Genomic DNA, 24096 nt, shown 5'->3' with positions numbered 1-24096 from the left:
GGGAGTTGCCCTTTACAAAGAAATTTTTCGACATGCCCATACGAAAAAAAACACTCGTTCAATGGATCGGTCATTCCGATTTGCACGCGTTGGCTGCGAATAGTTCGCAGGCACGAAGCGAGAAGCTATTGGCCTTTCTCAAGGCAAAGACGGCTAAATCCGAGAGTTTGGGGCCGACAAAGACGCTATTAACGACTCAAAAGTTCGATGAAGTCCGGTTGCTTACCAACTACCCCAGCGAATTCAACGATTGGTTCGCAAAGTGGGTTGGTGGCAAACCCATCGTTCGGGAAGTTCCGCTAGGAAAGCCCACGGACTATTCCGCAATACTTGATATCGCCAATCGCGAGCTGGAATCGATCAAAGAGTCCAAAGAGTGGGCCGAAACCGATCTCTGCCTTCACCTTAGCCCCGGCACGCCAGCGATGACCGCAGTTTGGTTATTGCTCGGCAAGACGCGTTTTCCAGCGACCTTCTACGAAACCTTTGGTGGCGATTCATGGATCACTGATGTCCCATTCGATCTGATCGACGTGATTCCAGAGGTATTACGTGATCCAGATATTCACTTGGCTCATCTAGCAGCGAAAGCGCCAGCTGAAATCGAAGGGTTCGAAGATATTGCTGGAGAAAGTCGCGCGATACGAGAGGCTGTTGGCCGTGCCCAGAGAGCAGCGATCCGAACGGTGTCTGTGTTGCTCGTCGGCGAAAGTGGCACAGGCAAGGAAATGTTTGCTCAAGCGATCCATAAATCAAGCAATCGTCGTGACAAGCCGCTTCGCTCCGTGAACTGTGCCGCACTCGCCAAATCGCTCTTGGAGTCCGAATTGTTTGGCCATGTGAAAGGTGCGTTCACAGGTGCGGATGCAGAGCGGAAGGGCTTGTTCGAAGTTGCCGATGGTGGCACTGTATTCCTCGATGAGATCGGCGAATGCGACTTGGAAACACAGGCGAAACTGCTTCGGGTGCTACAGCCGGTTACAGGCGAAGGCGCTTCGGTGCGCTATATTCAACGGTTAGGTGATGACAAAGATCGAAAGGTAGATGTTCGGATCATCGCTGCCACCAATAAAGATCTGTTTACAGCGATCAAAAACGGTGAATTTCGCGAAGACCTTTACTATCGATTGGCAGGAATCTCGATCAACCTACCTCCCCTTCGAGATCGCAAGGTTGACATTCCTAGAATCGCGGAACGAATCATGGGGCTTCTCAACCGTCAATTCGAAGCCGATCAGCCCGGCTATGAGCATAAATCCCTTTCTGCTTCCGCAATTTCATTTGTGAAAACACAGCCTTGGAAGGGCAACGTTCGTCAGCTTTACCACGTACTTGCGCAAGCAGCCACATTAACTGACGGAAATATTATTGGGCGGAAGGAAATCGCGGCCTGCATCGCAGAAATGCCAGATGTGGGCGGCTCATCACGGGGATTGCTAGACCGACCACTGGGAGATGAGTTTGATCTGGAAGACCACCTTAACGATATACGAGGCAGGTACTTACGACGTGCAATGGATGAAGCCGGTGGAGTGAAGGCCAAGGCTGCTAGGCTCCTCGGAATGAAGAATTACCAGACCCTTGACGCGCAACTCAAACGACTCGATATCACTGGTGATTGGGGCAATGAGTGATAATCAAACCAACGAGCTGAACCGCGATTGGCACACTGCGTGCTTAATTGGTGCGGCATGGACATGGGACGCTACCTACTAATGAAATCACAAAACTTCGAGTTCCTTCGACCGAAGTGGCCTGAGCTGGCTGGGCTCGGTGGCTTTGCGGAAGCGTACGCTCATGCTGATCCTGTTGGAGCAATCACCAAGCTTCGCGTTTTCTGCGAACAAGTCGCCCGGTGGATTCATCATGACCAACGATTGCCTCAGCCCTATCGGGCAGACTTGATCGATCTCCTGAATAACCAGCCTTTTAAGGATGTGACTCCCGAAGTCATCCTTTCCAAGTTGCATGCTCTCCGCATGGAAGGGAACAAAGCCGCTCACGGAAACAAAGGCGATACGACCATAGCATTGCGACTGACTCGCGAAGCCTACAACATCGCTCGTTGGCTATATGTGAGCTACGCCGGTGGCAACGTAAAGGATTGTCCCGATTACGCTGAACCACCAGAGGGAGGCGTTGAGGGTTTCAAGCAGCGTCGTGAAAAGCGGGCAATCCTTGAACGTGTTGCGGCTCAAGAAGCTCAGATGCAAAAGCTTCTTTCCGACCTCGCCACGGAACGCTACCGAGCTGAACAAGCGGAATCGACTGCCGACCAGCGCAAAGCTGCAATGGAAACCGCGCTTCAAGCGACACAGCAGTTGCGATCCGTCGATCCGATGGCCTTTAACGAAGAAGAAACTCGCCAGTATCTGATCGATCAGATGTTGGCCGACGAAGGTTGGGACGTTGGCAAGGGCAATACGAACACTGCCGAAGTCATTAAAGAAGCTCCGGTCAAATATCAAGTTGGCAAATCGGGTGAAGGTAAAGCGGATTACGTTTTGGACGATGATAACGGCAAGCCTCTAGGTGTGGTCGAAGCCAAGAAGACGGCGGTCGATCCACAACTAGGTCGCAAACAAGCGGAACAATACGCAGATGGTTTGGAAAAGGAACACGGTCAACGTCCCGTGATGTTCTATACCAACGGGTATGATTTGTGGATTTGGAATGATGCGGCAGGAGAGCCGCCGCGCAAGATCTACGGATTTTATTCCAAGGACAGTTTGCAACACGTTCATTTCCAGCGAACCGCAAAAAAGCCAGTCAGTGAAGTCTGTGCGAATCCTGACATCGCTGGTCGCATGTACCAGATCGAAGCGGTGCGGCGCGTGGTCGAAAAGTTTGCTGAGAAGAAACGCAGGGCATTGATCGTCCAAGCGACAGGCACGGGCAAAACTCGAGTTGCCATTTCACTCTGTGATGCGATGATCAAAGCGAACTGGGCGAAACGCATTCTGTTTCTATGTGATCGTCGTGAGTTGCGACGGCAAGCAAACAATGCGTTCAACGAGTTTTTGCCATCCTTACCTCGCACTTATGTCACTGGAGCTTCAGCAGGCAACAACAAAGACCGGATCTTTCTTTCGACCTATCCGGCCATGATGAAAGTCTACGAATCCTTTGACGTTGGATTCTTTGACCTGATCATCGCTGACGAATCGCACCGAAGCCTTTACAACCGCTATCGGCAGTTGTTTGAGTATTTCGACTGCTACCAACTGGGCTTAACAGCCACTCCTGTTGATTTCGTATCGCGGAATACCTTTACGATTTTTGAATGCGATGAGGGCGATCCAACATCGAACTATGACTACGCCACAGCGGTTGCTCAAAAGCATCTTGTCCCATTCGAAGTCGATACGCACACAACACCATTTTTGCGTGCTGGGATCAAGTATTCGCAGATGACTCCCGAGCAGCGTCGTCAATTGGAGGAAGACGAAGAGTTACCACAAGCGATTGAGTTCGAGCAAGGCGAAGTTGACAAGATCGTCTACAACAAAGATACGAACCGGCACATCCTACGCAACCTGATGGATCATGGTATCCGAGTTGGCAGCCGCATCGGCAAAACGATCATCTTTGCGCGGAGCATCAAACACGCTCGCTTGATGGAAGAATTGTTCAACGAAATGTATCCACAGTATGGAGGCAAGTTCTGCCAAACGGTTGTTAGCGATGACCCTCGCGCTGAGTCGATGATTGACGATTTTAAAGGAGGTGGCAGCAATCCAGATCTCACGATTGCGATCTCCGTCGATATGCTCGACACCGGTGTCGATGTCCCCGAGTGTGTCAATCTCGTGTTTGCCAAACCGGTTTACTCTTACGTGAAGTTTTGGCAAATGATCGGTCGCGGGACTCGCCTGTGTCCCGATCTATTTGGTGACGGCTTGGATAAATCACACTTCCAGATCTTTGATCATTGGGGCAACTTCGAGCGATTCGAAACCGATTACAAACCGGCTGAACCAGCTCGTCAGAAATCGCTTTGCGAACGAGTATTCGAAGCTCGCATGGAACTGGCAGAAGCCGCGTTGGAAAAGCAACACTCGGCTGGATTCGAAATTGCTACCGGCTTACTGAGCAAACAGATAGCAGATCTTCCTAAGGGCAGTATCCCTATCAAAGAGAAATGGCAGCAAGTCCTTTCAGTATCGTCAGAGGAAACGGTCCGTGAGTTTAATGCCGCCACCAAAGCGACCTTGCAGCAAAACATCGCTCCGTTGATGCAGTGGGTTGACATTGCCAAGTTCGACGAAGCATACAAATTTGATCGCTTGATCGCTCGGTTACAGATGGAACTGATTCGCGGCGGTAACAAGTTCGATGATCTGCGAGATGAAGTTGTCAATCTGATCAGTAGTCTGCGAATCAACTTGTCGCAAGTCAAAGCCAAGCTGCCGGTAATCGAACGTGTGAAGAGCCAAGAGTTCTGGGACGAAATCACCGTCGGAAAACTGGAAGAGATCCGTGATCATTTGCGGGGAATTGTCCAGTTTCGCCGTAAGGAAGAAGATCCCTTTGCAGATCCCATCATTATTGATGTCAAAGAAGACGAAACCGGTGTTGAACGCAATAAGCACAAGGTACGATTAGACAAGCTCGACGATCTGGACATGGTTGCTTATCGCAACCGAGTGAATAAAGTCCTGCAAGCAATCATCGATCAGAACGAGACATTGCGCAAAATTCGACTCGGTGAACCGGTCACGGAAAACGATCTGGAGGATCTATGCTCTTTGGTGCTAACACAGGAACCGGGGCTCGATCTGCACAACCTGATGGAGTATTTCCAACAAGCGGAATCGCTGGATCAAGCGATCCGTGAAATCATTGGAATGGATGCAGATGTCGTCCGTGAACGATTCACCGCGTTCGTTCAAGCCCATCCAAATCTGGCGTCACATCAAATCAAGTTTCTGGACCTGCTCCAGAACCACATTGCCAAGTTTGGCTCGATCAAAACGGACGACCTATACGAACCACCGTTTACTACGCTGCACAGCGATAGTTTGGACGGGTTGTTTGACGAATCGTTGGCCGATGAGCTTTTTGAGATCATTAATTCATTCCACGCCATCAAAGATTCCAAATGACCAATGCCAAAGATATTGCTCAAACTACGACACATCTATCGAGTGATTTCTCGGAGCTAGTGCAATCAATCAATACGATTGATAAACATTTGAGCGAACAAGCAGCGCGTGCGGTGAATGTCTCATTGACTTTGCGAAATTGGTTGATCGGCTTTAGAATCCAAGAATACGAACAGCATGGAAACGATCGAGCCGCCTATGGTGAACGACTACTTGAGTTGCTTGCACAAGAGTTGAAAGCCGCCAATGTGAGTCGTTCAGACGTACGGGAATTACGCCGCTACCGATTGTTCTACCAACTCTACCCGCAGATTCGGGACGCGTTGAGTCCCGAATTCAGCAATTTGTTGTCCCAAGCGATTCGGGACTCCGCGAATCCCGAATTTCGTAAGTCACTGGATATAAATGACTTAGGATCGAAATCGTCAATGCGGAAGACGGAGAGTCCTATTTCCGGAAAAGAACTTGTTTCGTCGCTCTCTTTCACGCACTTCCGTGAGTTACTACGGTGCGACGAGGCAGACAAGCGAGCGTTCTATGAAGCGGAATGCATCCGAGGAAGCTGGTCCGTAAACGATCTGAAGCGACAAATTAACAGTCTCCTTTATGAGCGAAGTAAGCTCTCACTCGACAAACAGAAGTTGCGAGAACAAAGCGCAGTGACTGCCGATACGGTGTCTCCCAGACTGGTAATTCGCGATCCTTACGTCTTCGAGTTCCTCAGGCTCAAGCCGATGGAAGTCATGAGCGAATCGCATCTCGAAGACCAGCTACTCGACAAACTTCAGGAGTTTCTGCTTGAGCTTGGGCAAGGCTTCTGCTTCGAAGCTCGCCAGCGGCGAATTCTAATCGGCGACAAGTACTATTTCGTCGATCTGGTTTTTTATCATCGGATCCTGAAGTGTCATGTGTTGGTGGATTTGAAACTGGAAGAGTTCACCCACGAGAACATAGGCCAATTAAACACTTACGTCAGTTGGTTTGACAAAAACGTGCGCGAGCAAGGTGACAATCCACCTATTGGCATTTTGCTCTGTACCGCAAAAGATCATGCCCTTGTCCAGTACGCTCTAGCCGCCATGGACAACTCGCTGTTTGTCTCGCAGTACCAATTACAGTTGCCAACTGAGGAAATTCTGAAACAACAAATCGAAGCCGAACGCCGCCGACTGGAAGCCGAACAGGAATCATCCCACGAAATGGAATCGCAATCACAATGATCACAGGCCAACTACGCAGCAAGATCGATAAGCTCTGGGAAGAATTCTGGACGGGCGGAATTACCAATCCGCTAACCGTCATCGAACAGATTTCGTTCCTGATGTTTGCCCGTCTGCTCGACATGCGTGAGAGCACTGAGGAGAAGAAATGGGCCCGCAAAAATCCTGGCAAACCGTTTCCGGGTGTCTACTTTCCACGCGGCAAACAACACTTGCGCTGGAGTCATCTGAAGCAAGAGGCGGACGCAGATAAGATCCTGAAGATTGTACGTGATGAAGTCTTTCCGCATTTTCGTGTCATGGGGCAAGCAGAAGAACTTGCAACGAAAGACATTAGCCGCAAGGCGTTAGCCTCAGGTACTGGCTCCCCTCGCCCCGCTTCGGGGAGAGGGGCCGGGGGTGAGGGGCAGGTAAAGAACACCTTCAATCAGTACATGAAAGATGCCACGCTGATGATCAACAAGCCATCGCTGTTGATGTCAGCGATCAACATGATTGAGGCGTTACCACTCACGCAGGGCGATACCAAAGGCGATCTGTACGAGTACCTGCTGAGCAAACTGACCACCGCCGGCATCAACGGCCAGTTTCGCACGCCGCGACACATCATCGACTTGATGGTCGATCTGGTTCTCGAAGGAAACGAACAAGAAGCCTTGTCGTGGACAGTGGGCGATCCCGCCTGCGGTACAGGGGGCTTTTTGGTGCAGTTCATGGAAGGACTCCGCAAACGGCATACCTCGCCAGATGGCATCATCACACACGAACCTGAATCTGCCTCAGATTCTGGCTCCCCTCGCCAAGCCAACAATATCAGCCGGAATGCGTTAGCATCCGGTTCTTCTTCGCGTGAGGGGCTTAGCGTCACCTACACCGGCGACCTCATCACTCCCGATCAATGGAAGCACATCAAGAGTGAAATGTTCCATGGCTTTGATTTCGATGTGACCATGCTTCGCATCGCCGCGATGAACATGATGTTGCACGAGATCGACTCACCTGACATCAATTACCAAGACACGCTCAGCACCAACTTTACCGACCGCAAAGAAACCCGTCGCTGGGCGGAAGATGCCTTTGATTTGATCCTCGCCAATCCACCGTTCAAGGGTTCGCTGGACGAAGAAGATGTCCACAAGACTCTCACGGGCAAGGTCAAGACGAAGAAGACCGAGCTGTTGTTCATTGTCCTGATACTGCGAATGCTCAAGCTGGGGGGACGCTGTGCCATTATCGTTCCCGATGGTGTCACGTTCGGTTCGTCCAAGGCCCACAAAGAACTCCGGCAGATGTTGGTTGAAGAGAATCAACTCGAAGCCATCATCAAACTGCCCTCTGGTGTATTCAAACCATACGCTGGTGTCAGCACCGCGATTCTGCTCTTCACCAAGGGAGGTCAGACTGACAACGTTTTCTTCTTTGACGTGCAGGCAGACGGTAAGACCCTAGACGACAAACGGGACAAGATCGGAGCCGACGACGATTGGCAGGACTTGGATCTCCTGCGCAAAGCATGGCCCAAATGGCTCAAACAAAACTCCGGTTCTCCTCGTCCTGCTTCGGAAAAAAAGGCGACCAATGACTCTCGCGCCCCCCGCTCCACTTCGGAAAAAGGGGCGACCGAAAACTCTCGCTCCCCTCGCCCCGCTTCGGGGAGAGGGGCTGGGGGTGAGGGGCTCTTCTCCGACCGCACTGCCAACGCCTTCTTCGTCACCAAGTCGGACATCGAAGCCAATGAATACGACCTGTCTATCAACCGCTACAAGGAGATCGTTCACGAAGAAGAACAGTACGACTCCCCCAAGGTCATCCTCAAGCGACTAAAGAAGCTCGAAGCAGAAATCGCTTTTGACTTGCAAGAACTGGAGGCGATGCTGGGATGAGTGCGACAACAGAATCTGCGAAAGCGACAATCGGAGAGTTGTGTGAGCTTGTCAACGGTCGGGCATTTAAGCCAACCGAGTGGACAACGTTGGGGCTACCAATCATCCGTATTCAGAATCTGAATGACGAGACAAAGGAATTCAATTACTTCGAAGGTGACTACAGCAAGAAGCATGAAGTGAATAACGGCGATCTGCTTTTTTCATGGTCTGGAACGCCGGGAACATCCTTTGGAGCGTTCTTTTGGAATCGGGGACGCGGCGTTCTCAATCAACACATTTTCAATGTTCTGATCGACAAGAAACGCGTTGAGAAACGCTATTTCCGATATGCCATCAATAGTCGTCTCAACGAGATCATCAGCCACGCACACGGTGGGGTTGGCCTACAGCACATCACCAAGGGTAAGTTGGAATCCGTAGAGATCCCGCTGCCGCCGCTGTCGGAGCAGAAGCGGATCGCCGACATCCTCGACAAAGCCGACGCCATCCGCCGCAAACGGCAGGACGGGATCTTCAATTTTGACCTGCTGTCGGACTCGCTGTTCCATCAGTTGTCCCGCGATTGTCATGTCCAACCTCGAACAGTAGCGGAATTGATCGATTCAAACGTCTTGCTCGTGCATAAAGACGGCAATTTTGGTGGGAGCTATCCTCGAAAACATGAATTCGGAACTGAGGGAATTCCCTTCCTTTCCGCGAAGCATGTCAAAACTGATGGAACGCTAAGCACAGAGGACGTGCCTCGGTTGAATGAAGAGAAGGCACGCACGTTGCCTTTTGGCTGGATCGAACGCGGCGATGTGCTTCTCGCACACAATGCCACGGTAGGACCGGTTGCACTGTACGATGGCAACTTTGAAGAAGCATTGATTGGAACATCCTTGACGTGCTACCGGCCTAATCCCTCTCTGTTGAATGCGGAGTTTCTTTTCGCTGCTCTTCGTGGTTCATATTTTCAGCAACAACTCACTAAGCAGATGTCGCAAACCACACGAAATCAGGTTCCGATTACGGCTCAGCGGAAGCTCACTATCCATATCCCATCATTGGAGCAGCAACAGTCCTTTGCAAATCAGCTTTCAGCAATTCGCACACTCCGAAAGAAGCACGCGACCGCATCGGTTGAGGCAAATACTCTCTTCAACTCCCTCGTCCAACGTGCATTCAAGGGGGAGTTGTAACCTATGCCGCGTGGATTGCCTAAAGACGTTCGAATTCACCTTGAGAAGGCGACCGACTCAGCCATGCTTGCAGTCGAGGTCTACAACAAGCCTGCGACCAAGTTTCGCTCAGGTGGATTTATCGTCTTGATGTGCATCGCGTGGACAAGCTTGTTCCATGCGATCTTCCTCCGCAACAGGAAGAAGCCGTTCCACAAGAACGAGAAAGGTCGCTACGTCAAGATCGATGGTGACTTCAAGGCGTGGGAACTCTCTCACTGTCTCGACGAGCACTTCGGAGGAACAGCCTCAGCGGTACGTGAGAATCTGCGATTCATGGTTGGGCTACGCAACAAGATAGAACATCGGTCCATGCCGGAACTCGATCACCACATCTTCGGCGAATGCCAAGCGTGCCTGTTCAACTTTGAAGACATGCTGGTGAAAGAGTTCGGTGCCAAGCACGCGATGAACGAAAGCCTTGCTCTCGCACTTCAGTTCTCACACCTGCGGAATGCTGATCAGGACAAAGCGATTCAGACTCTTCGAAAGCCACTTCAGAAAGCTCTCTCCGACTATCTGACCCGCTTTCGCTCTTCGCTGAGTGGCGAGGTCTCACAGGACATGCAATTCAGTTACCGCGTGTTCCTGATCCCCAAGATCGCGAATCATGCCCAGCAGGGCGACGTGGCAATCGAATTCGTCAAGTATGACCCGTCGAAGCCTGATCAGATGCAGCAGTACGAGAAGATAACAGCACTGATTAAGCCCGCTGTGACTCAGGTTGCAAACGCAGGATGCCTCAAGGCCAGTGATGTCTGCAAGAAGGTCGAGCCTGTTGTTCAACAGGTGTGTGGACGAGACAAGCGGTTCGTTGCCAGCTACCACCACGCAAATGCCTGCCAGTTCTACAAGATACGCCCGAAGTTAGGCGATAAGCACCCGGAAAAGACGGATACTCGCTTCTGTCATTACGATGCGGCTCACAAAGATTACGTTTTCACGGAACAGTGGGTTGCGTTTCTAAAGAACGAACTCAAGAAACCGGGCCAATACGACAAGATCAAGAAAGGGCAGGCATGAGCGACGATAACAAACGCCCAACCTCAAATTTGCTCCACTTCTCGCCTCAGCATTGGGGAGAGGTCGAGCGATTCACTCAGTTTTGGGCGACGACGTACACGTTCGACCGAATGACGCAGAAGCGGCTTCGAGGAATTGTCGGCCACTTTAGTAAAGCGGGATACCTGTTCCAGCTTGCAAAGCGACTCACACCCAACCTAGATGTTGATGCCGCACAATTGAAGGAGCACGGCTACTCTCCCGCTCACAACTCACAAGAGCTTGCCGCAATCATCGAATCAGTGTTCTGTGAACAATACTCGGTGCTTGATTGTTGCCGTGCTGTATTATGTGGCGTGTTTCCAAATCACAGGGGCATTGCAGATTCAACACGGAAGACATTCCAAAAGGCATTTGATGGTGATATTGACCACAGGGTGCCAATAGCAATTCGCGACGCAATAGCAAATACGAAAGAGTGGTATTTCGATCTACTGAAACTTCGAGATGAACTTACGCACTCGAATGTCGGCTTTTGTCATCGCGACGACAAGACTGGAAATGTCTTTTACATGCACGATGGTCTTGGGACACCCGGTAGGAGCTTGGTTATCGAGGACGTGTTCGCGGATCTGAAAAACTATTTCGACAAGATCAACAACCTTCTCGGACTTGTTTTTAGCGAACTCAACCGCACGTTGGACGATAAGCCCGTGGACTTGATGTGCGGTGTTTTTGGTGGTCGCTTTTACCAACGAGTCGTACGTCCGAGCGAAGCTGTCGACTCAAACGGCGGCGTGTGTAAGTCGTATCAATGGTTCGACCTAGAGGAACATCCCGACTGCCCGTTGAAAGATAGCTGCCAAGCTTACATCAGGGCAAAGTCAGCTGACACAAATTAATAACCGAGAAGCGAGAAAGAACAAACCCAATCCAAGAAGGAAATCAACATGAAACTGAAAAAGGTCGAGATCAAGGAATTCCGATCCATTCGTGATTCTGGTGAATTCGAAGTAAGTGATGTTACCTGTCTCGTCGGAAAGAATGAATCCGGCAAGACGGCCTTGCTTCAAGCACTTTACAAACTGAATCCGGTAGTTCCAGAGCATGGGTCATTTGACATTACCGACGAGTATCCACGCACCGACGTGGAAGAATACCGTAGTTCGGTAGAGGACGACGGAGAAGACCATGCAATTGTCGTGAAGGCCACTTACGATCTCGGTGATGAGGAGGCCAAGAAACTGGAAGCTAAATATGGTTCCGGCGTTCTCAAAGGACGATCAATAACCCTCTCAAAAGGGTATGACAACAAGCTTCATGTATCGCTGAATCTTGATGAAGTGGCCGCAGTCAAAGGTCTACTTAAGCTTTTCAAAATTCCAAACGACGTCGTAACGGATGTTGGAGAATGCAAGTCTATCGCGTCACTCACGGAGTTTCTTGAGGAGGACGGCGAACAGAGATACCAGAATCATCAACGAACCACGACCCAAGCGAACGCGATTGAGGACGCTGACGACAGAGCTAGGGCGATTCATGCTGCTGACCTACTCGCTGAGTCCGACGCGGCGAAAAAGTTGCGAGTCTTTCTGGAAGAGATCGAATCTGAGCGGGGTTTGATGCGGGTGCATTCCCAATTTGCGTCACATTTTTCCCTGTGATTTCTTGATTTTTGGATCATCTTGCTTGTTCGCTTCAACTTTTAAATTCATTGGATTTGGTATCCATCGCCAGTCGTGATGGTTGGTTTTCCGATTCATATTTCGCATTGCAGCAACACTCTCATCCCAACGTTCGCTTGTCACTTGGCATCGAAGCTGAAGCATCGTTTCCGCATTGTCGGCTCGCCAGAACATTCCGTTACCCTTCATCCGATTATTGACAACCCGGCGAATACTGCTCTCAATCGAGCCACTGCCTAGGGGAATTCCAATCTTGCGAAAGTAAACATAACTTAATCGGCCCGCTTCGCCATGCTTTCGAAGGTATTCGATCTCCGTCGCGATCGATGATGGCCACTTTTTGTCTTCCGCCAAATCGCTCAGGTCATCGACTACCTGCTGCCATTGCCCATTGCGAAGCATCGTGCGCATCACTCGGTATAGTGGCATGCGTTCCGCTTCATTAAGCCCAAGACAAGCCAGCGCAAGAGAAATGTGGTGAACTCCATGACAACAGTCAAGCACTTGGTGAATCTTCACTTCTGCCGGGATACCTGCTTTGGATACGATCGCATCAATCCGCTCCCAAATCCACGTTGCGCCATCGGAAACGAATGTAATGCTCAGTGCCTGGGCGGCCCCCATGCGATGAAGGTGCATCGCAACAAGCTCAGCTATCGCATCGGGACCCTCAAACGTTCCGTCGATCGTTGCTTGCGAGTGTTTCTCCATACGACCGTTTTCGTCATGGACAAAGATCGTACAAAGCTTCGGTTCTCGCCACTGTGGAGCATAACTTGACTTCGAAACGGGCTTGGATCTGGCTGCTGCGTCTTGCTGCAATAATCCATCAGAGTCGGGGTTATCCTGAATGCGTACCGCATTCTTCAACGCTTCACGCAGACGTGTTCGCCCCCCATCGATTTGAACGCTCACTCGCTTTCCAGCCAAAGAATCCCCCCGAGTCATTTTGCCCATTCGCCAGTCAAGGATTCGTTGCTTTCGCAATTGAAGCAAGTTTTCTCCGCATTGATTGGTAATTCGACGAACCGTTTTGGTATCCAGTTTCAAACCATTTCTAGCAAGTTCGTTGACTGCGAACTTAAAGGAAGGGCTTAAAGCGGCTTGTCGGGCTACGGTGCTCTGAACCGCTGGCGTAACACCTTTACCGAATCCAAACTGTGCCAACTCGATATAAAGACCAGACACTTCTGGGTTAGTCCTTCGGAAGACTCCCTTTTTGGGTTCACAATACAACGAACTGATCCACATGAAGAAACCACCGAGCAGCCGAATTCGAATGTTCCGATTGCGTCCTCGTGCTAAAGGATAGTCGAACCCTCGCCTTGTCTCTTCGCTCTTTCGTTCCAGATCTTTTGATAGGAGGACGACAGCTATTAGACCAGAGGTCACCATGCCAGCGCCGTACAAGAAAGCTTCTTGGATCTCTCGCTCAACAGCTTCCAAGGAGTCAGGGGACTGCATCAACTGGTTCTCCCATCCTCCCAACTTCGAATACAGTTGGCCGGTAAACTTTCCAACCATTTGCCCAACTGACTCAATAAGTTCGCCGTCTTTGCTACCCATTCGCGATGTCCCCATTGCATTCGCCTCCATGCGATCATAAGTTCTAAAACTATGAGGATACCGACAAACTGCTAAGGCAAAAACCACTGTGATTTGCTAGCAAATGCTTACGCAGAATGGGAATGCACCCGTTTGATGCTGCACGCTTGGAAAACATGTGTAAAACCATTTTGGCCTAAATTTCTCTATTTCGACGAATACTATCAAATGGTAGGACACGTCAACATAGAAACTCTGAAGCAACGTGAGAAAGAAAACAACTTGCACGATTCTGATCGACCCATGTTGGGTTTGATCGATCTTGCGAGACTGAATCTCGACGAACTCTTAAATCCAGAACGTACAGAAGAATTGATTGCCAAACTGGAAGGGGCCTCTAATTCGCTCTCAAAAAAAATTCTTAAGTTCTGGTCGCAAAATAAGCATCTTCAGGTCAAGTTCGACGTGCGGGCCGCTCGTCCGGGCGATCCTCTCGAAATGCGATCCGGCACGAACTTATGGGGACGTGTTGATGACACAGTGCATCGCGTAAGTACCCAGCTTGGTAGTCGGTCAAAGGGTTTTCTTTGGTTCTTCTCTTTCCTTGCATGGTTTGGGGCTCAGAAGAAACAAAAGGAACCGTTGATTCTCCTGCTGGACGAACCTGGATTGTTTCTTCATGCGAAAGCACAAGGCGATTTGTTGGCCTATATCGAGGCTGAGCTCAAGGATCATCATCAGGTTCTCTACACGACTCATTCACCTTTCATGATCGATGCCAAAGCGTTTGATCGAATCCGAATCGTTGAAGATCGAAGCATCGATGCAACGAGCCCGCTCCCTCTAGGACGCGCCGGTACAAAAGTATTCAAAGATGTTCTTGAAGCGGGTGAAAGCAGTTTGTTTCCCTTGCAAGGTGCGTTGGGATATGACATTGCTCAATCTCTTTTTGTTGGACCGAACTGCTTGATCGTTGAAGGTGTTTCAGACTTGCTCTACTTGCAGGCGATCAGTAGTTTGCTTGATGAGCAAAACCGGACGTCTTTAGATGATCGCTGGACCATCACGCCTGTTGGCGGAGCGGAGAAGGTGCCGACCTTCGCAGCTTTGCTTGGATCTCAAGAAGGTCTGAAAATCGCAACGCTGATTGATTTTCAGAAGAAGGATCAGCAACGAATTGAAGCATTGTTTACGCGGAGGTTACTTGAAAGAAGCCACGTCCTGACGTTTGCCGACTTCACGGGCACGGAAGAGGCCGATGTGGAAGACATGTTCGATGTTAGTTTCTATCTTAAGCTCGTTACGGGAGAGTATGGGGCCAATCTGAGTAAGAATCCGACCTTAAAAGGGTTGACGAGTAAACATCCACGAATCGTTGTTCGATTGAACGAGTTCTTTGATACCAACCCCACGAAAAATGGCCATCCATTCAATCACTATCGCCCAGCCCGCTACTTTCACGAACACTTATCGAGTTTAAAGAAGGCAATACCAACAGCTACTCTGGACCGGTTTGAGCAAGCATTCACGCGACTCAACAGCCTGCTCAAGTAGTGCAACAACAGATAAGATCAAACAAAACCGTACGATCATGATTACCGGCATAACGATTCAAAATTTCAAAGGCATTCGAGATCCAGTGAAGCTCGAATTTCGGCCCATTACACTGCTCTTTGGTGCAAACAGTGCGGGGAAAAGCACGATTCTTCATGCTCTTCATTACGGTCGTGAAGTTTTCGAACGGCACAATCTCGATGCTGACGAAACGATTGCAGGCGGCAAGTACATCGATCTTGGAGGTTACAAACGCCTTGTGCATCGCGATGAAGATGAGAGTTGCTTTAACCCAGACACACTAATTTGCTTGCGAATCGACGTACAAATCACTGAGCATGATCTCAAATCGTTCTACCCGGATATTGACGGACTAATCGCGCGCACGCTTGCTGACATTGGGCGATACCGCGATGACCTTCAGAGCTCATTTGAAGACATCACTTGGTTGTCGGACTTTCGTTTTGCTTCCCTTTTCACGGACATAAAGTCGACTTCCGTGGAATTGGAAATTGGCTGGAGCAAAACGCTCAACCGCCCCTTTGTTTCGAAGAATACGATTTTCTTCAACGATGAACCATTTATTGTGCTTGAAGCAAACGAACAGAATCGCGGTGTGGTAGCACGTTTCTCCACCAGCGACACGGAATCTCAAAAAGAAGGGTCTACTTTGAACCACCAGTGTTTGCGGCGAGCTAGTGAACATTACCTCGAGCGCGGGAAGCTGCCACTCGATGACAGTTCGCTGTTACAAATTTTGCTCGACAACTGCGATGACCTGTTGTCATTTCAGAAATACCAAATTGATTTAGATGATCTTGAAGATGCATTGCCACCCCTTGATGACGTACTGTTCTTTTCCCCTGCCGCAATTTCTCCAAACGGTGACCCGGAACATGATTTCCGACATGCGTTTCACATAAACCTCTCCCAAGAAATTGTTATTGCATTAAGCCAATACATTATTGGACCATGCAAACTTATCCGAGAATGCCTGAAAGATTTTCGGTACCTCGGGCCACTGCGTGAAACTCCGCCCAGAAACTACGCACCGCCAAGATTTCATGATCCGGCCCGATGGGCATCCGGTTTGGGTGCTTGGGATGTCTTGAATGCAGCAAGTGACGAATTGGTTGAGGAAGTCGGTAGTTGGCTTGGTGATGAAAACAAGCTGCGATCTGGATGTGCCATTCAACGACGAAACTCCGCCAGCTTTGACTACAGCCATCCCTTGATCCGAAAGATGATTTCGGGCCGCGCTTTTGACGAAGTCGAAGCAGACTGGTCATTGGATCTGTCACAAACGGAAACAGTGTCACGTATCGTTGTCGTCAGCGATGCTGGAATTGAGTTGCATCCTCATGAAGTTGGTATCGGCATTTCCCAAGTCGTCCCGGTGATCGTTACCGCATTGGACGATGCAGCTCGACTTTTGGCGATTGAGCAACCAGAATTGCATATCCATCCTCGCCTACAGGCCGAAGTTGCCGACCTCTTTATTGAATCAATTCACAAGAAAAAACATCGCGTCATCATTGAGACGCATAGTGAGCACTTGATTTTGCGTTTATTGCGACGCATCCGAGAAACGGAAAAGGACAAGGCACCTCCTCACAGGACGCTACGGACTGATGACATTGCGATCTACTATTTGAAGCAAACGGAAGGTACTTCTCAAGCTCTTCAAATCGAAGTCGATGTAAAAGGGGAATTCATTCAGCCATGGCCAGATGACTTCTTCGATATCGATTTCTACGAGAGATTCACAACGGGGGAGGATGCCTGATGCTTACCGAGTTTGCATTTACACCCTCTGTATTCGACGAGAATGCTCACGAAGACAAAGACGCGTGGCAAGATCAGCTACGGGAATTGAGATCTGCGATGTTCCCAAGAACTTCTGCGTGGCCCGTCGTGGTTTCTGACCTTTTCAGCGGTTCGTGGTCATCACACATTGAAGCGTACGTTGGCCAAATCAGTGACCATCGAGCAAAGAAGGCATGCCGCGAGCTAATGACGGGTATACAGCGGATGCTAGTTTTACGCCCAGATTGCCGAGAATGGCCCCATGACGACGACGCACAATGGTGTCGCGAGGCGATTGCTGCGAGCTCAGTTGAGCCAATTGAGAGAATTGTCTCAGTGCCTAGCACAAAAAACTCGTCAGCGAATGAGTTTACGGTCGTTCGCTCCTTGGACGAAGTTACAGAGGCCGGTTTCTGGCGGGGAATCGACTCTGATGCGTCACCGAAAATGGTAATTGCGGAGCAGGTCGATTTGTTGCGAAAGCTGTGTCTTCATTCCCAGTGGGTGGCTATTGTTAATCCGTACGGTTTCGGAAACGAACAGGACTTTGCACTGCAACTACTTACTATGGCACTCAATCGCGATCCTGCTTTCGGCCCGATACATTTCGAACTGCATTCGGAAGATCCAGATGTTAACGACACCAACGAAAGAGCTATTCGAAGGCAAAACGTCGCAAACCACATGACCAGAAGAATTCAACCTCTTCTGTGCCGAATATGCACCGTTGAACTCTACTTTTGGCCGAAATTATTGGACCGGATTCTAGTGGCCGGGCATTACACGCGAGAGTCTAGCGGTCAAAAAAGAAAGGCTGCACGGTGGGGTGTCAGCATGAGTCACGTGGCGCGTGGCAACGAACCAAATGCGGCTCCTACTGAATGGAAGTTGCTCAGGAGAGAACGCCTTACTGATTGGTTTATGAAGTATGCGGATGACAATGCACTCAATAAACCAAGAGCAATACAAATCAAGGCGGTCAGTTGAACACCGACGAGAACGGAATAAAAAGGCAGTCATGTCAGAGAACGCAGAATTTGAACGAGGCCAAGTTGTTCGATTGTAGTCCCCGCCTGAAAAGTGCGGAGCCGTAATCGTCATCAACGAATCTGGCCCAGGAGTGCAGTACACGGTTTTCCATAACGGCAAGACTCGGACATTCTTTGCGTTTCAACTTGTACCCGACGACATCGGCGTCAAATCGAAGAATACACTGTCCGCTAGCGAATGCCGCGCCTTGCCGACCGCTCGCTATATCGATCGTCTTGGTATTTCAATGCTCTACCGACTAGCTTGCCCGCCGAAGTTCGCAATCAACTGGTGAAGATGACCGATTTTACGAAAACTTGGGGTGGATGGTTGCGACTGTGAGGTGGATTGGACAAGACTCGCTGAACTAAACATGGTGTTGTTTTTTGTTAACCTGTTGCGTAAACTATTTCGAAAGAGGTGTCGATTTGGATATTAGCTTTCGCACGAAGAAACTGGCCAAACTTTGCAATTCGGAAAAGGAATTGCGTGGAAAGCTGGGAAAGCCAAACGCGGATAAGCTGAAGCAGCGACTGAACGAACTAGCCGCCGCTGAAACGCTCGAAGATATGCGGCATTTACCAGGGGCCCGTTGCCATGAATTGACGGGGAACTTGAAACGCAAGTTGGCGGTCGATCTCGCGCACCCCGATCGCTTGGTGTTTTATCCGAATCACGATCCACTTCCGACAAGGAAAGATGGTGGTCTGAATTGGGCCGAGGTAATGGCTATTTGCATCGACGGTGTCGGGGACTACCACTGAATTAACCGGAAAACCAGATGTCAACACAAAAAGTGAATTTATGACTGGCGCGAAAAAGAAAACGTTTGCCTACGAACCCGATTTTGCCGTTCCCCCGGGCGAAACGCTGCGAGAAACAATTGAAAGCCTTGGAATTGACCAACGGGAACTTGCTGACCGGACCGGTTTGGCAACCAAAACTCTGAATCAGATCATTCAGGGCAAGGCCCCACTGAGTCATCAAACTGCCATGCTGCTGGAACGCGTTACAAATGTGCCAGCTCGAATCTGGAACAACCTCGAAGCAGAGTACCGAGAACAATTAGCGAGGCACGCGGCACACGAGCAACTGGCGAAAGATATTGAATGGCTTAAGCAAATTCCCACCAAGACGTTGATCGAACGTGGATTTATCGAAGAGTGTAGGGATAAGGTCGTATTGCTGGAAAGAACACTGACTTTTTTTCGCGTCGCTTCCGTGAAAGCTTGGCATGAAGGATGGAGCCGCGAACAGTTTGCCTTTCGGAAATCCGAGCATGTATCCACCCTAGACGGGCGACTTGCCGCATGGCTACAAATGGCGGAAATCGAGGCGGAACAAGTAGAGGTCGCTCCCTTTGACAAGTCACTCTTTCAATCAGCCGTCGCGGAGATCCGCAGTCTTACTGTAACATCTCCTCGGGACTTCGTTCCCAAAATGCAATCGCTTTGTAAAAGTGCTGGCGTTGCGCTCTGTCTCATTCCAGAAATACCAGGCGCTAAGGTTAGTGGCGCCACGAAATGGTTGACGCCGCACAAGGCCATGATTGCCATGAATTTGCGGGGCAGGAAGAGCGACCTGTTTTGGTTCACGTTTTTTCACGAAGCGGGGCACATTCTGCTAGATAGCAAGAAAGAGGCCTATGTGGATGTGAGCTATTCCGATGACCCTCGCGAGAAAGCCGCCAATGATTTTGCCAGACGGACTCTTATTCCAACTCAGTATGACAGTCGGCTGAAAACCTTGCGAACTGAACACGCGGTTAAGCAGTTTGCGACAGAGATTGATATTGATCCAGGTGTGGTTGTCGGGAGACTCCAATACGAACAAACAATTTCATTTAGCCATCTGAACCAGTTGAAATCCACTTTTCAGTGGGCCTAATGGAATTCACTCGCGGCTTGTTTGTCGATTAGTTCACCCCGCTGTTTATTACTTATGGCAACCAATGCCAAAGGAGTACAAACCAGACTATGTCAGACTGTAATACAACCGAAACAAGTGCGTCCACGTCCCAAGACGTTCTCTGGCCAGAGCGATGGATTAAGAAACGCTATGGGCTCATGCTGTTTGTAGCGCTGCTGCTATGGCCGATTCTTGGCGTGATTCCTCAAATGGAATCACTCGTCGTCAATGGTTTACTCCTCGATAGTTACTGGCAACTTGCCTACCTCACCATCGCTAATGTCGTCGCTTTCTTCTTCGCGGTTGCCATTCTACGTGTTCTCGCTTTCCGAAACCCCGGTGGCAAAATCTCTTCAATACTCTTCGGCGACAATGAGAAACCGTGGGGACGAATACGAGTGGTCGTTGTTGCATCCATCGCCGCATTGGCTCCCTTGTTCATTGCCTTGAAATTTGGAAGTGAGTTTGCAGGTGAGCGATTCAGCCATGTCTGTAAATCACTTCTCACCGTTAGCCTTAGTATTATCGTCGGAGTCGCGGGCTTGTGGATCCTCGGACGGATCAAGTGCTGGGTATTCGGAAGCCATTCGGATTCCGCTAATACGTTTCCCTTCGAAGCGCACTCGGTCCGAGGTTTTGCATTGGTCAGCAGATTTTCTCGCGAGATCGAACGCGCTATGGCAAAAATACGACTTGGGAATACGGATCTTCAGTTCTTGTTCTATCTCGTGCTGCTGGCGATGGTTCATCACCAAGTCGCTCACAGGCTAGAAACAAACGAGTACTGGCTCACGTCGGCCCCCTACATGCTGGTCCTTTTTCTCTGGTTGTTTTTCATGATTCTGGCGGGGCTAGCGAACTGGCTCGATCGTTGGCGATTACCACCACTTTTCTTTCTTGCGTTCGTATTTACGATCCTATTCTCCTTTCAAGGCTCTACTCGATCACTCAGCACCTTTCCCGATAAATCCCTGAATCGCTATGTCGAACGAATTCAGGAAATTCGCCGAGGTGAAACGGAATTACTTGAGAACAATGGTAGCCTCGAAGAACGTCGTCAATTCATCGCTCGCGAAACCGCGTCCATGGACGATGACGCATGGAGTGCCATTCAAAACCGTATGAACCAGTTGGCACACTATGAAAATCCAAAAGGCAAAACCCTCGTTATTGTAACTTGTCCGGGGGGTGGGATCCACGCGGCAGCCTGGGCATCATGCGTGTTGGACCAGTTGTCCGATGAATATGTTGAATTCCGAGACTCACTTTGCATTGTGAGTGGGGTCTCCGGTGGCAGCGTGGGGGCATTACTGTTCGTTGGGTCCCGATACGAAAACGAACTTCTAGATCGATATCTTGTCGGTGCGGCATCACCATCTACCGAACAAGTTCATCGCGACCTCAAAAGCCAAAGTCCCGCGCTGGAATTGTCAGCGCGCTCAGCACTGGAATCCATTGCCTTCGGTGCCACCGTAGATGATCTTTACGGTCTGGTTGGGTTGGGGGGCGTGGGTAGAGGACAACGCTTGGAGGATAGTCTCGGAGCAAGACTTCCTGCCGATGTGCAATCGATGACAATGGGGCAATGGGGAGACCGCACAATATCAGGCGCAGTACCCATTGTGGTGTTTAACTCGACCGATGCTGTGACGGGTCGTCGGGTTTTGTTTGATACGGTTCCGACCCCATGGAGGGCGTCCAGTGTTGGGCTTACAGCCAGACCACTGAATTACCGCGAGTTATTGGACTCACGCAACCAGGCCTTTGATGTTTTACCAGCTACCGCAGCGCGGACATCGGCGACGTTTCCCTATATCTCTCCTTTCACCAAGCCGAGCAATGCCAGTGACGTTGGAAATCACGTTGCGTTGTGCGATGGTGGATATGTCGATAACGAGGGGATCGTCACGGCTGTGAATTGGATCGAGTTTATTCTGAGACGGTGGGCCGCAGAGGGGAGAGCGAATCGTTCGTTTGATCGCATCTTGCTACTCAGAATTGAACCATCGGCCATCGAGGATATAAACAAGCCCGGTAAATCGGATGGATTTTTAGGCTCTCTCCGCTGGTTGGCAGGTCCTGGGGAGACCATGATGAATGTTCGTAACGCATCGCAAATCGAGCGTGGCAATCTTGAAGCCGATTTAGCAGCTCTGTTTCTCACCCTGTCTAAGGATCCAGATGGCGATGCCGAGCTTGAGACTGAGCACATTCCTCGGGCGATGAAATCCTCATGGGATCAGGCCTCGCAGCAAAATTCGGTCGAACAACTCGCATTTGATAAACGTAGACTTTCAGCACAGGACATTCGTAAAAACTGGGAAGAGATGTTGAACAAGTTCGAAGCCTCCATTGAAGCCCCTTCGATTCCCTCGCAAACCATTGTGCCGAAGGGAACGATAGATGATGGTATCAGCAAGACCGGTATTGAACCACCGGTCATCATGCAAACGATTACCTTCGTGGACGCAAATCAGTCCATTCCTTTGAACTGGAAGCTCAGTAATCGGCAGAAGCTCGGTTATCTGCTAGCATGGAAACTTTGTTCAAGTGAAGGCACGCCACTGCGAGAGACGCTAGATCGATACTTTCGGCGAACCGATAGCAGCAACTAGTGGCATCAGTCCGAACCAAGCCGAGAAGGCTCAACCTGGAAAAAGGTGATGCTACTTCACCAAAGTCAGTAGCATGACCACTGGCGATTCCGCTTTGATGCTGTGGGGTGTCTTGGCGACCATCTGAATCCACGTTCCAGGCTTTCCCTCAAAAGACTCGTTGCCAACGGTCAGAGCCGCCGCTCCTGATATGATTTGAATCGTGGCGTCAAACGGTGCTAAATGCTCGGCAAGCCCACTACCAGCGGCAAAAGTGAATAGAATTGCTTTGGTTTTAGAGTTGTCCAGTAGTACGACACTCTGCTTTCCTGATTCTGGAAAAGTGAGTTCGTCGGCGAGTTGCTTGATGACATAATTTGGATGATTCATTGGCCCTGGTCCTTTTGATCCATTGTAGCGATTGTCTGTCACGCTTCGGAACATGTGAGAAACATATTATGACAAACACCGATCCTTGGAAGCTTGACGAACACCTCTTCCCGGTCAATGGTTCGATTTCCGACCGGCTGCGATTTCTGCTTCAGTATGCCGTCTTGGCACCATCGAGCCACAACACGCAACCTTGGAAGTTCCGAATTGACGGCAACCGCATTGACCTCTTCTTGGACGAAACAAGATGGCTGAGAGTTTGCGATAAAGATCAGCGAGAACTGCACATCAGTGTGGGATGCTGCGTGGAAAATTTACTTGTCGCTGCTGACCACTTTGGGTTACGGCACAAAGTCGAGTATTTGCCAGATTCATCCACCCCATTGCACGCTGCGTCGGTTGAATTCATGGCTGCTGTTACTGAACGAGATAGCAGGTTGTTCCCGATGATTCCCGTCCGACATACTAACCACGGTGAATATGATGGTCGCCCAATCCCGGAAGATGTCTTGGAACTACTCTATGGATGCTGTACCGAGCCGAATATTCACGTCCAACTGACCAGCGACCATTTGATCAAGCAGAAAGTCGATGCGCTTGTAGTGCATGCCGACGCTATCGAGTTTGCTGACCCAGCATTCCGCGAGGAACTCGGTTACTGGATTGGGCAGGGAGTCTTTGGGACTTCGTGGTTGATGTCCAAGATTGGTAAGTTGGCAGTAACACACATCAACATGGGTGCTTCAACGGCAAAGAAGGATTCAGCCGTTTTAATGTCTTCGCCAGTGTTAGGGCTCATCAGTTCCAACGACAATAGCCGAGCAACGCAGATTAGAGTTGGACAAATTTATCAACGACTCTCTTTGATGGTGGCGTCCTTCGGTATCTGGTGCCAGCCAATGAGTCAGATTGTGCAAGTGGAAGAGACCAAGCAGGAAGTGGCTAAACTGCAACCTGATCCTCATTTGTTCCCACAGCTTCCGTTTCGATTGGGTTTTGCCGAAGCTGAAAAGCACCGGACTCCAAGAAGAAGTCTTGCAGAAGTATTGGTTGAGTAAGATGGCTGAACAAGGACCGGATTTAGCATCAGGATACTCCTCGACGTAGAATCAGCTCACATTTACGTCTTCATCATCTCTTCTCAGTCATCAA

17 protein-coding genes are annotated in these 24096 nt (G+C 49.9%); 15 read left to right on the top strand and 2 right to left on the bottom strand.

Translation table 11 applies throughout. The features are described from left to right. Window positions 1-32 precede the first annotated feature (32 nt). The 8 genes from SH449x_RS19665 to SH449x_RS19630 all read left to right on the top strand — a co-directional run bounded on the left by SH449x_RS19665 (window position 33) and on the right by SH449x_RS19630 (window position 12097). On the top strand, window positions 33-1634 hold the full coding sequence (locus SH449x_RS19665; RefSeq protein WP_482377784.1) for a sigma-54 interaction domain-containing protein: 1602 nt from the start codon (window positions 33-35) through the stop codon (window positions 1632-1634). 81 nt (window positions 1635-1715) lie between these two features. Beyond that, on the top strand, window positions 1716-5105 hold the full coding sequence (locus tag SH449x_RS19660; RefSeq protein ID WP_482377783.1) for a DEAD/DEAH box helicase family protein: 3390 nt from the start codon (window positions 1716-1718) through the stop codon (window positions 5103-5105). Continuing rightward, window positions 5102-6325 (top strand): PDDEXK nuclease domain-containing protein, encoded by a 1224-nt coding sequence (locus tag SH449x_RS19655; RefSeq protein ID WP_482377782.1) that lies wholly within the window; start codon window positions 5102-5104, stop codon window positions 6323-6325. Before SH449x_RS19660 ends, SH449x_RS19655 begins: the two co-directional genes overlap by 4 nt. Then, a complete protein-coding gene (locus SH449x_RS19650; RefSeq protein ID WP_482377781.1) occupies window positions 6322-8208 on the top strand; it encodes a type I restriction-modification system subunit M in 1887 nt (628 codons plus the stop codon). Before SH449x_RS19655 ends, SH449x_RS19650 begins: the two co-directional genes overlap by 4 nt. Further along, a complete protein-coding gene (locus SH449x_RS19645; protein ID WP_482377780.1) occupies window positions 8205-9392 on the top strand; it encodes a restriction endonuclease subunit S in 1188 nt (395 codons plus the stop codon). The genes SH449x_RS19650 and SH449x_RS19645 overlap by 4 nt, the downstream gene beginning before the upstream one ends. Window positions 9393-9395: 3 nt before the next feature. Continuing rightward, window positions 9396-10454 carry a DUF3644 domain-containing protein gene (locus SH449x_RS19640; RefSeq protein ID WP_482377779.1) on the top strand — a complete coding sequence of 353 codons (1059 nt, stop codon included), beginning with the start codon at window positions 9396-9398 and terminating at the stop codon, window positions 10452-10454. Then, on the top strand, window positions 10451-11335 hold the full coding sequence (locus SH449x_RS19635) for a hypothetical protein (protein WP_482377778.1): 885 nt from the start codon (window positions 10451-10453) through the stop codon (window positions 11333-11335). The genes SH449x_RS19640 and SH449x_RS19635 overlap by 4 nt, the downstream gene beginning before the upstream one ends. Before the next feature lie 48 nt (window positions 11336-11383). Beyond that, window positions 11384-12097 (top strand): AAA family ATPase, encoded by a 714-nt coding sequence (locus SH449x_RS19630; RefSeq protein ID WP_482377777.1) that lies wholly within the window; start codon window positions 11384-11386, stop codon window positions 12095-12097. On the opposite strand, the gene SH449x_RS19625 is transcribed toward SH449x_RS19630, so the two are convergent. After that, entirely contained in the window at window positions 12080-13714 is a 1635-nt protein-coding gene (locus SH449x_RS19625) for a hypothetical protein (RefSeq protein ID WP_482376664.1), read from the bottom strand. The two genes, SH449x_RS19630 and SH449x_RS19625, sit on opposite strands and share 18 nt — an antisense overlap. A gap of 177 nt (window positions 13715-13891) precedes the next feature. Between SH449x_RS19625 and SH449x_RS19620 the strand changes: the two genes are divergently transcribed. The 6 genes from SH449x_RS19620 (at window position 13892) to SH449x_RS19595 (ending at window position 22575) form a co-directional block, all read left to right on the top strand. Further along, window positions 13892-15217, top strand: coding sequence for an ATP-dependent nuclease (locus tag SH449x_RS19620; protein ID WP_482377776.1), 1326 nt, complete (start codon window positions 13892-13894; stop codon window positions 15215-15217). A gap of 37 nt (window positions 15218-15254) precedes the next feature. Beyond that, on the top strand, window positions 15255-17003 hold the full coding sequence (locus tag SH449x_RS19615; protein WP_482377775.1) for an AAA family ATPase: 1749 nt from the start codon (window positions 15255-15257) through the stop codon (window positions 17001-17003). Next, a complete protein-coding gene (locus tag SH449x_RS19610) occupies window positions 17003-18010 on the top strand; it encodes a hypothetical protein (RefSeq protein WP_482377774.1) in 1008 nt (335 codons plus the stop codon). Before SH449x_RS19615 ends, SH449x_RS19610 begins: the two co-directional genes overlap by 1 nt. Before the next feature lie 470 nt (window positions 18011-18480). Beyond that, window positions 18481-18816: a type II toxin-antitoxin system RelE/ParE family toxin gene (locus SH449x_RS19605; RefSeq protein ID WP_482377773.1), complete on the top strand. Its 336-nt coding sequence runs from the start codon at window positions 18481-18483 to the stop codon at window positions 18814-18816. Window positions 18817-18856: 40 nt separating this feature from the next. Continuing rightward, the gene (locus tag SH449x_RS19600) at window positions 18857-19939 is read left to right on the top strand and encodes a helix-turn-helix domain-containing protein (protein WP_482377772.1); all 1083 of its coding nucleotides are present in this window, start codon (window positions 18857-18859) and stop codon (window positions 19937-19939) included. Between the two features lie 89 nt (window positions 19940-20028). Beyond that, entirely contained in the window at window positions 20029-22575 is a 2547-nt protein-coding gene (locus tag SH449x_RS19595; RefSeq protein WP_482377771.1) for a hypothetical protein, read from the top strand. A 51-nt stretch (window positions 22576-22626) separates the two neighbouring features. Here SH449x_RS19595 and SH449x_RS19590 read toward each other — a convergent pair whose 3' ends face one another. Then, entirely contained in the window at window positions 22627-22944 is a 318-nt protein-coding gene (locus tag SH449x_RS19590) for a cupin domain-containing protein (protein ID WP_482377770.1), read from the bottom strand. A 68-nt stretch (window positions 22945-23012) separates the two neighbouring features. Here SH449x_RS19590 and SH449x_RS19585 point away from each other — a divergent pair, with 68 nt between their 5' ends. After that, window positions 23013-24002, top strand: coding sequence for an Acg family FMN-binding oxidoreductase (locus SH449x_RS19585; RefSeq protein ID WP_482377769.1), 990 nt, complete (start codon window positions 23013-23015; stop codon window positions 24000-24002). Window positions 24003-24096 lie beyond the last annotated feature (94 nt).

The organism is Brakhagea baltica (genome assembly GCF_052161605.1).
In the GTDB taxonomy this organism is placed as follows: Bacteria; Planctomycetota; Planctomycetia; order Pirellulales; family Pirellulaceae; genus JBKCUI01.
This window is presented reverse-complemented; position numbering and strand designations above follow the sequence as displayed.